Origin of the sequence: Rubrivirga sp. SAORIC476 (assembly GCF_002283555.1) — a bacterium.
Classification (GTDB): Bacteria; Bacteroidota; Rhodothermia; order Rhodothermales; family Rubricoccaceae; genus Rubrivirga.
This window is the reverse complement of the sequence record NZ_MVOI01000003.1, coordinates 582,031-594,783: the sequence shown is the minus strand read 5'-3', so window position 1 is coordinate 594,783 and position 12,753 is coordinate 582,031. Positions and strand designations below refer to the sequence as shown.

Annotated in this window: 9 protein-coding genes; 8 read left to right on the top strand and 1 reads right to left on the bottom strand. The window is 72.8% G+C overall.

The features are described from left to right. The first annotated feature begins 31 nt into the window (after positions 1–31). The 4 genes from B1759_RS04405 to B1759_RS04390 all read left to right on the top strand — a co-directional run bounded on the left by B1759_RS04405 (position 32) and on the right by B1759_RS04390 (position 8,061). The gene (locus tag B1759_RS04405; protein ID WP_095513819.1) at positions 32–829 is read left to right on the top strand and encodes a hypothetical protein; all 798 of its coding nucleotides are present in this window, start codon (positions 32–34) and stop codon (positions 827–829) included. A gap of 71 nt (positions 830–900) precedes the next feature. Further along, a complete protein-coding gene (locus B1759_RS04400; protein WP_095513818.1) occupies positions 901–3,801 on the top strand; it encodes a sensor histidine kinase in 2,901 nt (966 codons plus the stop codon). Positions 3,802–3,862: 61 nt separating this feature from the next. Continuing rightward, positions 3,863–4,534 carry a response regulator transcription factor gene (locus B1759_RS04395; RefSeq protein WP_095513817.1) on the top strand — a complete coding sequence of 224 codons (672 nt, stop codon included), beginning with the start codon at positions 3,863–3,865 and terminating at the stop codon, positions 4,532–4,534. A 221-nt stretch (positions 4,535–4,755) separates the two neighbouring features. Continuing rightward, positions 4,756–8,061: a PQQ-dependent sugar dehydrogenase gene (locus tag B1759_RS04390; protein WP_095513816.1), complete on the top strand. Its 3,306-nt coding sequence runs from the start codon at positions 4,756–4,758 to the stop codon at positions 8,059–8,061. A gap of 9 nt (positions 8,062–8,070) precedes the next feature. Here B1759_RS04390 and B1759_RS04385 read toward each other — a convergent pair whose 3' ends face one another. Beyond that, a complete protein-coding gene (locus tag B1759_RS04385; protein WP_095513815.1) occupies positions 8,071–9,318 on the bottom strand; it encodes an ATP-binding protein in 1,248 nt (415 codons plus the stop codon). A 152-nt stretch (positions 9,319–9,470) separates the two neighbouring features. Between B1759_RS04385 and B1759_RS04380 the strand changes: the two genes are divergently transcribed. From B1759_RS04380 to B1759_RS04365, 4 genes are all read left to right on the top strand, one after another. Continuing rightward, entirely contained in the window at positions 9,471–10,583 is a 1,113-nt protein-coding gene (locus tag B1759_RS04380; RefSeq protein ID WP_095513814.1) for a DUF1080 domain-containing protein, read from the top strand. Between the two features lie 22 nt (positions 10,584–10,605). Continuing rightward, positions 10,606–10,944 (top strand): rhodanese-like domain-containing protein, encoded by a 339-nt coding sequence (locus tag B1759_RS04375; protein ID WP_095513813.1) that lies wholly within the window; start codon positions 10,606–10,608, stop codon positions 10,942–10,944. Between the two features lie 63 nt (positions 10,945–11,007). Beyond that, entirely contained in the window at positions 11,008–11,322 is a 315-nt protein-coding gene (locus tag B1759_RS04370) for a co-chaperone YbbN (RefSeq protein ID WP_095513812.1), read from the top strand. Positions 11,323–11,415: 93 nt separating this feature from the next. After that, a complete protein-coding gene (locus B1759_RS04365) occupies positions 11,416–12,726 on the top strand; it encodes a DNA repair exonuclease (protein ID WP_095513811.1) in 1,311 nt (436 codons plus the stop codon). Positions 12,727–12,753 lie beyond the last annotated feature (27 nt).

The following is a 12,753-nucleotide window of genomic DNA, read 5'->3' as shown; positions in this document are numbered from 1 at the left end:
TGGCCCTCCTCTCCACCCACCCCAGGACGTCATGGCTCGCATCCACTGGTACTTCTTCGGCGACATCGACTGCTTCATGAGAGGCACCCCGTCAGGGACGGACGCCGTCCTCGCCAACGAACTCGCCCAACTCCCCAACGATGGCCAGGGCGTCGTCGACGACACCGGCGCGGGGGGGACGGTCCCCGGCATCGCCGCCATGGTCGGCACCATCCTCCAGTCGTACACGCGCGACCCCGGGGTGCCCACCTGGACGGGCGCCGACTGGCCCCTCGGCTGGGCGGTCAACTTCGTGCCGGCGACCCAGCCGGACGTCGACGACCTGATCCTGCAGCCGGGCGTGGTCGCGTTCCAGTGGCCGCCGGTCGGGGGCGGCTCGCTCGGTGTCTCCATCGCCAACGTCCAGCCCAACCTGTCGGACGTGCACACGATCCGCTACGGGGATCTGCTGATGCAGACCATCGACTGCCTCGTGACGAGTGCCAGCGGCCGTGCCGCCGTCCAGGCCGCCGCGGGCGGAGGGGCCATCGACGACATCGACCTGGTGGATCTGATCAAGAAGACCCAGCCCGAGCTGGCGTCGGGGCCGAAGGCGCTGCCGGCCAGCTTTACGGCCGAGTTCCAGGAGGTCCGCCAGACCACCAAGACCTACCTCGACGTGAACCCGGCGGGCGGCATCCACATGGTGCTCGGCTTCAAGATGGTGCCCGGCACCTCGCCGACGACCGGGCCGTGCCCTCCTGCGATGAGTGAGACCGAGGAGCCTGGGAACGTCATGCTCAGCGCGTATCCCTGCGGCGGCTTCGTGCTGGATCCGAGCGGGGCGTGATCGCAGGATGAGAAGGAGACAGGGGGGCCGCGCTGCCCCTATGTTCGCGGACTCCCTGTCTCTGACTGCCCATGCGCCTCGTCGTCTGGCTGGCGCTCCTCCTGCTCCCCCTTTGCGCGAAGGCTCAGCCTCCGCTCCAGTTCCGTCATCTCGGCTTGTCGGACGGCCTCAGCAGCAGCGTCGTCACAGCGGTCGAGGTAGACGCCAGAGGCTTCATCTGGTTCGGCTCGATGGGGGCGGCAGATCGGTACGATGGTGCTCGGCTTCGACCATTCGCGCTTGGGCCGGGCGTGGACGATGCCTACACCTTCGCTCTTGCTGAGAGCTCAGACGGCACGGTGTGGGCCGGGGGGGCAGATGGCCTGTGGCGCCGCCTCCCACGGGCTGCGGACTTCCGACGCGTCCGCCTTGGGTCCCTCGCCGACGTGTCCGTCCGGGCCCTGGAGGCGGGCGAGGAGACGCTCTGGGTGGGGACGCTGGGCGACGGCTTGCTTCGGATCGAGGGCGGTCGGGTCCGGCGCTACACGGCCCGAGGTGGGCACCTGGCCTCCGACACCGTCCGCGCGGTGGTCCGGCTCGCCTCGGGCGGCGTGGCGGTGGCGACGGTCGGCGGGGTGACTCGGATCGAGCAGGGGCGCGTGCGCGTGGACCGGTCGGTCGAGGACGCGACCACGCTGGCGGAGGCGGGCGGGCGAGTGTGGGCCGGGCGCCAGTCGGGCGAGGTGGTCGGCCTCGGACCCGGCGGCGTGCGCCTCGGGGGGGGCGGGGCGCCGGTCTCGGCCCTGGCGCCGTCGGGTGTGCGCCCGGACGAGGTCTGGGTGGGCTACCGCGGCGGCGGCGTCCGTGTGCTCGACGCGCGGGCGGGCACGCTCGCGCCGATGCCGCTCGCCGAGGGGCTGCCGGAGCCGTTCGACCGGGTGGAGGTGCTGTCCCTGGTCGAGCGCAACGGGGTGCTGTGGGTCGGGACGACGCGCGGCGTCTACCACGCGGCGGTGGGGCGTCCGCGCTTTACGGCATTTCGCAGCGGACCGGGCGAGCCGCTCGCCGTGCCGGATGTCGTCAGTGTCCACGTCTCCAGGCGCGACTCGTCGACGGTCTGGGCAGGGACCATCCAGGGCGGCCTCCACCGGATCGACCGCCAGACGGGGCAGGCCGAGCGGTGGTTCGATGCGCCCCATCCGCTCGCGGTGGTCTTCGCGATTCAGGAGGTGGCGGACGGGTCCGTCTGGCTGGGCGGGCGCGGGGCGACGCTGTGGCGGTTCCGCCCCGAGACGGGGCAGGCCGAGCCGTTGCCCCTCGCGTCCGACCGCGGCGGGCTCGTCGCCGATCTCACCCCGAGCCGACGCTATCCGGGCCAGCTCTGGGTGAGCACGAGTGAGGCCGGCCTGGTCCGGGTCGACGCGCTGAGCGGGCGTGTCGTCCGGCGGTACGACAGCGTCGAGGGGGCCGACCGGATCCCCGCCGACAACGTCTGGCAGGTGGTGGAGGCCGAGGGCGTCCTCTGGGTCGCGACGGCCCGGCTCGGCCTCTGGCGGCTCGACCTCGGCACCGGGCGGGCGGAGCGCGTCGCGCCGGACTGCCCGATGGGCGACGTGCTGCTCTCGCTGGCCGTCGCGCCGGGGGGGGCGCTCTGGATCGGCGGGCGCGACAACCAGCTGGTTCGCTACGACCGGGAGACGGGCGCCTGCCGCGTCTACACCCCGGACGACGGCCTGCTGCCGGAGGCGGTCGGGGGGCTCTTCACGGATGCGTCCGGCACGGTCTGGATGAGCACCAACCTCGGACTCGTCCGGTTCGACCCCGAGGCGGAGGTGTTCACGCCGTTCACGGCCGCCGACGGCCTCGCGTCGACGGAACTCTACTGGTACGCCCGCGACCAGTCGCCCTCCGGCGAGATTGCCGTCGGCGGCGCGGGCGGGCTGACCGTGTTCGACCCCGCGCGGATCGGCGTGGACGACACCCCCTCGCCGGTGGTGCTGACCGGCGTCGTGGTCGATGGGGTGGAGCGCCCGATGCCCGCAGGCGACCTCGCCCTCGACCTCCGCCACCGCGAGAACGATGTCGCGTTCCGGTATGCGGCGCTGGACCTCCGGCAGTCCGGCCAGACGCGCTACCGCGTTCGGCTGCTCGGCGCCTCGGAGGCGTGGGCCGCGGCCGGGCCCGAGGCGCGCTACCCCGCGCTGGCGCCGGGGCGCTACACGTTCGAAGTGACCGCGACCAACCGCGACGGCTACTGGAGCCCCACGCTCCGCGTGCCGGTCCGCGTGCGCCCTCCGTTCTGGCAGACGGTCCCGTTCTGGCTGCTCATCGCGAGCCTTCTCGGGAGCCTCGGGTACGCGGGCCACCGCTACCGGATCGCGCAGATCCATCGCATCGAGCAGACCCGCCGACGCATCGCGGACGACCTCCACGACGGCATCGGCAGCAAGATCTCCAGCGTCGCGCTCCGCCTCGACATGGTCGGGCGGACGGCCGCGATGCCGGAGTCCGCGCGGGAGACCCTCGCGACGTTGTCCTCGACGGCGCGCTCGGTCGTCGGCGACCTGCGGGACACCGTCTGGCTCGTCGACGCCGACCACGACGACCTCGCCTCGGTGGTCTCACGGATGGAGCAGTTCGCCGTGGCGACGCTGGCGGGCCGCGGCCACGTCACGGCGCCTGCGGAGCCGCCGCCGCCACGGCTGCTGACGATGGAGGCCCGCCGGGACCTGTACATGCTGTTCACCGAGGCGCTCCACAACGCCGTCCGGCACGCTCGCGCGTCGTGCGTCGCCGTCCGCATCGAGGCCAGCGCGGACCGCGTCGCGTTCGACGTGGAGGACGACGGGGTCGGGTTCGATCCGTCCGAGGTGGCGCGGGGCCGCGGCCTCACCACCATGACCCGTCGCGCCGAGGCGCTCGGCGGCGCCATCACCTGGACGCCCCGCGAGGGCGGCGGAACCATCGTCCGCTTCGAGACCGATCTCGGGTAATTCCGCGAGGGCGTTCACCGCGAGGACAAATACCTTTTTCTCCCCACCCATCCGCAGCTCCATGTTCACCTCAGACCTCTCGGAGTCCATCGTCTGGCTCGTCGAAGACGACGCTCACTACCGGGAGGCCGTCGCCGAACTGGTGGCGACGCACGTCCGGTCTGTGGAGGCCTTCGGGAGCGTGGAGGCGGTGCTGGCGCGCGTCGACAGCGTCGGCAAGGGCGAGCCGGAGGGGGGCTGGCCCGAGGTGGTGTTGCTGGACGTCAACCTGCCCGGTCTGTCGGGCATCGAGGGGCTGAGCCAGCTCAAGTCGCGCCTGCCGGGCTCGGTGGTCGTGATGCTCACCATCCGCGACGACGCCGAGACCATCTATGCGGCGCTGGGCGCCGGGGCGAGCGGCTACCTCCTCAAGAGCGCCTCGCCGGACGAGCTGCTGGCGGCGATCCGCGAGGCCCGCGCCGGGGGGATGCTGATGCAGCGCCAGGTGGCCCGCCTCGTGCTGGCTTCCTTCGAGGCCCGCGCCACCGTCCCCGACTACGGCCTGACGCCTCGCGAGACGGAGGTGCTCGGGGAGATGGTGGCCGGGCACACCCAGCCTCAGATCGCCGACCGGCTGTTCGTGAGCCTGAGCACGGTCAACAGCCACGTGCAAAACATCTATGCCAAGCTCCACGTGCACAACGGCAGCGCGGCGGTCGCGAAGGCCGTCCGCGAGCGGCTGGTCGGGGAGTAGTCGCGCCCGTCGGGTGTGCCACGAGGGAGGGCTGTTCTGGGGCCAATTCCTGTTCGCCGGCGGGGCCCGACGTGCGAAGGAAACAATGGGGGCGACCGTCGCGAACGGCAGGTTGGACGTGCTGGACGTCACCCGTGCGTACCACGCACCTTTGTCATCCTCAGGATGAGCTGGATGGGTGCTGATTTGCAGGCATCGACATCGCGTCCTCCTGGTGTTTCATGCGCTGGTTCTCCACGTTCCTGCTCCTGGCCCTCTCCGCCCCCTTTGCGGGTGCCCAGCGGGTCGCGGCCCCGACGGCCTCCGCGGCGATGACGCCCGACCTGGGGAAGTTCTACCTCGAAGACGCTGTCGACGCGACGTTCGCCGGCCCCGTCGCGGTCGCGTTCGCGCCCGGCGGGCGGATGTTCGTGGTCGAAAAGCGGGGCATGGTCTGGGTGGTCGAGAACGGCGTGCGTCAGCCCCAGCCGTTCGTCGACCTGCGGAACGAGGTGCTGGACCAGCACGACCGCGGGCTGCTCGGCATCGCCGTCGACCCGGACTTCGAGGCCAACCGGCGCGTCTACCTCTCGTACACCGTCGACCACAACTCGACGGCGGACGCGCCGCGCCTGGATGCCTTCGCGCGGGTGACGCGCTTCGCGGGCCGGGCCGACAACCCGTCCGTGGCCGATCTCTCGACCCGCCGCGTCTTGCTGGGCGAGACCTTCGGCACCGGCATCCCGTCGTGCTACTACAGCCACACCATCGGGACGCTCGCCTTCGGGTCGGACGGCTCGCTGCTGGTCGGCGCGGGCGACGGCGCGAGCTACTACGCGGTCGATCCGGGGGGGCAGTACGACGCGTGTTTCGGCGCGGGCAGGCTGGACGCCAGCGAGGACATCGGCGCGTTCCGGAGCCAGCGGCTGGAGAGTCTGGCGGGCAAGATCCTGCGCATCGACCCACGCAACGGCCGCGGCTACGCCTCGAACCCGTTCTACACCGGCGACCTGAACGACAACGCGTCGCGCGTCTGGGCGCTCGGCGTCCGCAACCCGTACCGGTTCGTGGTGGACCCACGGGGCGGGCGCTCGCACCCCGGCCAGGGCAACCCCGGCCGCGTCTACGTCGGCGACGTGGGATGGGCAGCGTGGGAGGACCTGCACCGCGTCCGCGGCGGGGAGAACCTGGGATGGCCGTGCTTCGAAGGCCCCGCCCCCAACGACGGCTACCAGCAGGCCTCGCCCGCCACCAACGGCTGCGGCACGCCGCTGGCGGGCGTCCTCACGCCGCCCGACTTCACCTGGCACCACGACGACCCGGCGATGTCCTCCCCGTCGGGCCGGACGGCGCGGGCCATCGTCGGCGGGGCGATCTACAACGGCACCCGCTACCCCGAGGTGTACCGGGGCTCGCTCTTCTACGGCGACTACGTGATGGGCTGGACGGCGATGGTGCCGCTGGCGCCGGGGGGCGGGCTGCGGCGGGACCGGCTGGTAGGGACCGGCATGGGGCCGGTCGTGGCGTATGCCTACGACGCCCAGACGGAGTACCTCTACCTGGTCGATGTGGGGGTAGGCCGCATCCGGCGTCTCCGGCACGAGAATGAGACCGTCCCCGGCCCGCCGGTCGCCTACGTGGCGGCGTCGCCGATGCAGGGGAGCCGCGGGGCGAATGGCCTCCGCGTCCAGTTCTCGCCCGACGGCTCGTTCTCGCCGCGCGGTGCGGCGCTGACGTATGCCTGGACGTTCGGAGACGGCGCGACCTCGTCCGAGCGAGCGCCCGTCCACACGTTCACCGAGGCGGGCACCTACACCGCGACCCTGACGGTGAGCGACGGCGCGACCACGGCGCAGGCCGCGACCCAGGTCCTGGTCCGTGGCGGCAGCCCCCCGTCGATCCGCATCACGTCGCCGTCGGCCGTCACCCGCGGCGCGGCCGGCCAGTCGGTCCGCCTCGCGGCCGACGTGAGCGACCCCGACCAGGACCCCGCCGACCTGTTCGTCCGGTGGCGCGTGGTGCAGGTGCACAACGAGCACATCCACTTCGACGTGTTCGAGGGCGCCGACGCCGAGACGGCGTTCGTCGTGCCGGACCACGGAGCGCCGGGCGACCGCGTCTACTACCGCGTTCGCGCCGAGGTACGGGACGCTTCCGGCATGACGGGCACCGACGAAGTCGTGCTCTCCCTCGCCGGGGACGTCGGCGAGGTGGATGTGTCGGCCACCAGCGTGCTCTCGGCGTCTGTCGCGGCGCCCGCGCCGGGCCGTGGGAGCAGCGACCTGAACGTCCTGACGGATGGCGTCACGCCCCTGCCCGGCGCCGATGCGTCCCGCCAGTTCGCCACCTACACGGGCACGCGGGACCGGGCGGAGGACTGGGTCCAGGCCGATCTCGGGCAGGTCCGGCGCGTCATGCGCCTCTCGTTCCAGGAGGGCCTCCATTGGGCCGACGGCGGCTGGTTCGAGGCCCCCCCGCGAGCGCAGGTCCGCCGCGGCGGGGCGTGGCACGACGTCACCGACCTCCGCATCTCACCGGCGTACCGGGCCGACGACGGGCGGCCGTTCGACCGGTACGAGATCGCGTTCGCACCCGCTGAAGGCGACGCGGTCCGTCTGATCGGGCCGCCCGGGGGCACCGCCGGGTTCGTGTCTGCCAGCGAGCTGCGCGTCTGGGCACAGGGGGATGCGGACGACATTGCCGGGGTGCCCGCCCCGTGGACCGTCTCCGCCGTCGGGCCGCCGGGGGGCAGTGCGGCACGCGTCGGTGACGCGATCGGGATCGAGGCGGCAGGCCGGGTGGCCGGTACGGCGGACCGGTTCTCCTTCGTCTGGCAGCCGCTCGACGCCGACGGATCGCTGGTGGTCCGCGTAGACGCACTCACGCCCGATCTGCCCGGCGCCATGTCGGGCGTGATGCTGCGGGCGTCGCTCGACCCCGGCGCCGTCTATGGGGCGCTGGTGCAGACCGATCAGGGCCTGCTCGTCCAGGCTCGCCTGGACCCCGACGGCCCCACGACGCCCGTGATCGACCCCGACGGGCAGACGGCGCCGATCTGGCTGCGCGTCGACCGGGCCGGGAGCCGGCTCTCGGCGTTCACATCTGTGGACGGCGAGACCTGGGACCTCCTGGCCGAGGGCGACGTGCCCGCCCTCGGAGGACCGATCCTGGCGGGTCTGTTCGTGGCATCGGGCGACGACGGCGAGACGGCTGCCACGTTGCTCCGTCACGTTGCCCTCACGTCGTCGGCGTTTACTGACGGACCGATCGTGGGATCGCGGCCGGCCTCGGCAGAGGCGGAGTTCGGGATGGAGGCGGTGTACCCGAACCCCGCCCGTGCCCGCGCGAGCGTCCGTGTGGCGGTGGGTGCCGAAACGGAGCTGAGCGTGGTCGATCTGCTCGGCCGTCGCCTGACGGAGGTCCCGGTTTCGACGTCGGGGGTGGTCTCGCTGGACCTCCGCGCGCTTCCGGCGGGCACGTACGTCCTCCGCCTGCCAGACCCGGTCACCGGTCGCATCGCCACCCGTCCGGTGACGGTGGTGCGCTGACGGCCGGAATCAGGGACGCGGCGTCCCGGACGGGACCTCCAGCACGAGCCGGGCGCCTGCACCCGGGGCGGACACGATGTCGAGCCGGCCGCCGACCAGGGTGAGCCGATCCCACACGCTCGACAGCCCGAGCCCGCGACCTTCCTGAAGCTCGATGAGGGAGGGAGGCGTGAATCCGACCCCGTCGTCCTCGACGACGATGCGGATGACCTCCTCGTCGGCCTCGGCCCGGATCCGCGCCGTCCGGGTCCGGGCGTGCTTGGCGACGTTGAAGAGCAACTCGCGGACGAGCTGGTAGAGCAGGATCCGAAGGTGCTCCTCGTGGACCACCACCGTGTCCGGCACGTCGACGGTCACGGTCAGGCCGTAGAGGGCGCCCTGGTTGTCGGCGAGCCAGGTCATCAGGGGGCCCAGGCCCGTGTCGCTGAGGAGCGGCGGGCTGAGCTCGTGGGCCAGGAGGCGGGTGAGCGAGAGCGCCCGGTCGAGCAGGCCTTCGAGTCGATCGGCGTCCCGGACCTGAGTGGCGATCTGGGCGCCGTGGAGGACCTGCTGCAGGTCGTCGTGGAGCACGTGGGCGATCCGGCGGCGGACCTCCTGCTCGGCCATCGTGAGGGCTCGGGCCAGGGCTCGCAGCTCTCGCGTTCGGGTCTCGACCTCCTCTTCGAGCGTCTCGTTGGCCTGGCGCAGCGCGGCCTCGGCCTGGAGGCGCTCCGTGATGTCGGAGAAGAGGATGGCGACGCGGTGGTCTGCGGCGTCGCCCATCGGGAAGGCCTGCACCCGAAAGGTGCGGCCCAGCGCGTCGGCGGGCTGCTGGAAGCGCGTCGGCTCGCCTGTCTGCGCGACCCGACCGTAGGTCTCGATCCACCGAGGCTCGATGTCGGGCACGACCTCCAGGATGGTTCGCCCCACCACCTCGCTCAGCCCCGTGTGCGCTTCGAAGGCCGGGTTGGTCTCGATGAACCGGTAGTCGCCCACGGCCCCGTCGGCGTCGAAGATCATCTCGAGGACGCCGAACCCCTCAGCGATCGACTGGAACAGGTCGTGGTACGCCGTGTCTGTCGAGGCAGGCTGGAGGTCCTGAGCGCGCACCGGGCGGCCGGCGCGGGCGAGGGCGTCGGCGAGCGTATCGAGCGAGAGGGTGTCCGCGCGCCCGGTTCGGACCGCGACCTGCTCCGCCTCGGACAGCCCGAGGGTGTGCCCGTCGTCCAGGAGAGGGGCGAGCCGCGCCGCGAGGTCGCGACGGAGGAGAGCAGACATGCTGAGGGAACCGGCCAGGAGGCAGAGGAACAGTGGGGAGAGGGTAGCGCCGCGACTCGCGCGTTCGCGTAGGGCGGAACCGGGGGCGAGGGTGGGACAGACCCGAGTCGTGGCCCGAGAGGTATCCTTGACGTGTCCTTCGCCCCGTCGCCGTGACTCTCCGCCTCCTCGCCCTTGTTCTGATCGCCGGTCTCGGCGCGTGCAGCACCCCCTCGCCGACGAGCCCGGTCGGTCCGGTGACGGCGGCTCGCCCGCACACGCCGGCGCCTCCCGGATGGCGGCAGCACGACATCGAGCGCCCGCAGCCGCCACGCGTGGAGCCGGCCGCCGCCGCGCTGCCCGTCGCTCCGCCGTCCGACGCGGTGGTGCTGATCGGGCCCGACGGCTCCGGCGCGGAGAACTGGGAGACGGCCAGCGGCGGCGCCATCCCGTGGACGACCGAGGCGGGCGCCCTCGTCGTCGCTCCGGGCACGGGGGGCATCCAGACGAAGGAGGCCTTCGGCGACGTGCAGGTCCACATCGAGTGGATGCCTGCCGACGAGCCCGAGAAGACGAGCCAGGACCGCAGCAATTCGGGTCTGTTCCTCGTCGACGGCCGTTACGAGGTCCAGATCCTCGACGTGTGGAACAACCGGACCTACGCCGACGGCCGCGCTGCCGCCATCTACGGCCAGTTCCCGCCCCTCTTCGACGCGACCCGCCCGCCGACCGAGTGGCAGGCCTACGACGTCTTCTTCCGCCTCCCGCGCTTCGCCGCCGACGGGAGCCTGCTGGAAGAGGCCCGCCTGACGGTCGTCCACAACGGCGTGCTGGTGCAGAACAACGAGGTCCTGCCCGCGATGACGATCTGGCTGGAGTCGCTCCCGTACGAGGCCCACGGGCCGGGCGTGATCGGGCTCCAGGACCACGGCAGCCCGGTCCGCTTCCGCAACCTATGGGTCCGCCGCCTCCCCGAGCGCGCGGCCCCGCCCGCCGACTACGCCCTGCCCGCCGCCACCGACCTGAGCCCCGCCGAGCGCGACCGGCTCGTCGGGCGCTACGCGCGGGACGGCGGCGGCACGTTCGTCATCGAGCGCCTCGGCGAGGGGCTCGGCCTGTCGATGCCGTGGCGTTCCGGCGTGCTGGAACTGGTCCCGCTCTCGCCGACCCGCCTCCACCTCCGCAACACCGACGGCGTATTCGATGTGGCCCTCGGCGCCGACGGCGCGGTGACGGGCCTGACGTTCACGATGGGCGGCGGCACCTACACGGCGGTCCCGGAGTAGACCGCCGCCCTGCTCCCGATCCATGTCGTTCTTCTCCCGCCCTCCCGCGGCACCTGTCCTCGCTCCGTCCGACTTCGTCGCCCAGCGCGCGCCCGGGTCTCCTGTTCTCGACGTCCGCACGCCGGAGGAGTTCGCTGAGGGCCACCTCGCGGGCGCCGTCAACGTGGACGTGTTCGCGCCCGACTTCGCGCAGCAGGTTCAGGCGATGGAGCTGCCGACCGAGGAGCCGGTGTACCTCTACTGCCGGTCCGGCCAGCGCTCTGGTTCCGCCGCAGGCATCCTCCAGTCGATGGGGCTCACGGGCGCCGTCAACGTGGGCGGCTTCGACGCGCTCGTCCGGGCGGGCGCCGAGCCCGCCTAGGCGGGCCTCACGTTCCGACCGGGCGGGATCTGCCGATCCACCAGACTGCACGCTTCTCCCGAGATGGCCGACCGCTTTCAGACCGAGGTCCTCGACAAGAGCCACGACAAGCCCGTCGTGGTCGACTTCTGGGCGCCGTGGTGCGCTCCCTGCCGCGCCCTCGGGCCGACCCTGGAGGCGCTGGCGCGCGAGAGCGGGGGGCGGTGGCGCCTCGTCAAGATCAACACCGACCGGCACCCTGATCTGATGCGCCGATTCGGGATCCGCGGCATCCCGGCGGTCAAGCTGTTCGTCGACGGCGCGGTCGCGGCCCAGTTCACCGGCGCGCTCCCCGAGGCAGAGGTGCGGCTCTGGCTCGACGCGCACCTGCCGGTGTGACGAACCCCACGCCGACTCCGGGCACGGCGGGCCGCGAACCACACGGCGTCGGGGAGGAATGAAGGGGTAGATTCCGGGCGTTCCCCCCATGCCATGTCCGGACTGCGCGCCCGCCTCCTCGTCAGCGGCGATCTCCACCTCGGCCGGTACCCGAGCCGCGTGCCGCCCGGCGACCCGGCCCTGGAGATCCAGGCCGTCGTGCGGGCCCTCGTGGACCAGGCCATCGAGCGCCACGTCGACGCGGTGATCCTCACGGGCGACGTGGCGGACCAGAGCAACAAGTACTTCGAGGCCTTCGGCGTGCTGGAGCGGGCGCTCCACCGGCTCGTCGAGGCGGGCATCCCGGTGGTCGCGGTCGCGGGCAACCACGACCACGACGTGCTGGGGTCCGTGGCCGATGCTGTGGGCGAGGGCGTCACCGTGCTCGGCCGCGGTGAGACGTGGGCGTCGATGCCGCTGGAGAAGAACGGGCGCGAGGTGCTTCGCCTTTGGGGCTGGTCGTTCGCCGGACCGAGCGTCCACACGTCGCCGCTGGACACCTTTCCCGGCGTCTCCGGCGACGTGCCGACGGTGGGCCTACTCCACGCCGACCTGGACGTGGCTGGGAGTCGCTACGCGCCCGTCACCGCGGACCGACTCTGGGAGACGGGCGCCTCGGCGTGGCTGCTCGGCCACATCCACGCGCCCGACCTGCGGACGCGCGACGGCCGCCTGATCCTGTACCCCGGCTCGCCGCAGCCGCTCGACCCCGGCGAGCCCGGCCCCCACGGCGCCTGGCTGGTGGACGTGGCCGGTGATGGCACCGCGACCGCCGAGGCGGTGCCCCTCGCCACCGTCCGCTACGACGCCCTCTCCATCGACCTCGGGGGAGCCGCCGACGCGACCGAGATCCGCGAGCGCGTCGCGGTCGGGATTCGCGAGCACGCCGACGCGCTCCGCGACGAGAACCCGGCGCTCCGCCGCGCCGTGGTCCGCCTGACACTGCGCGGCCGGACGCCCGCGTACCGATCCGTCGAGGCGGTCGCGAGCGAACTGCTCGACACCGTCGAGACGGCGGCGTCCGGGCTAACGGTTTCCGTGGACCGCGTCGAGGAGCGCGCCCGCCCGGCGCTCGACCTGGACGGGCTGGCCGAGGGCAGCGGCCCGGTGGCCACGCTGGCGGCCCTCGCCGGTCGGCTGGAGGCGGGCACGCCGTCCGAAGGCGACCTCGCGCTGATCCGCCGCAGTGTCGAGGCGCTCCAGCAAGCCCGCCGGGCGCGCGTCTTCACCCCCCTCGGCCGCTCCGGCCGCTTTCCCGAGGACCTGCGAGAGGAGGCCGTCCTCCGCCTCCGCCGCCAGACGTTCCGGCTGCTGGAGGAGGCCCTCGCCCAGACGCCGACCGCCTCTGCGGGCGCCTCGGACTGATCGCTTGCGGGAGATCGAGAGGCGCGT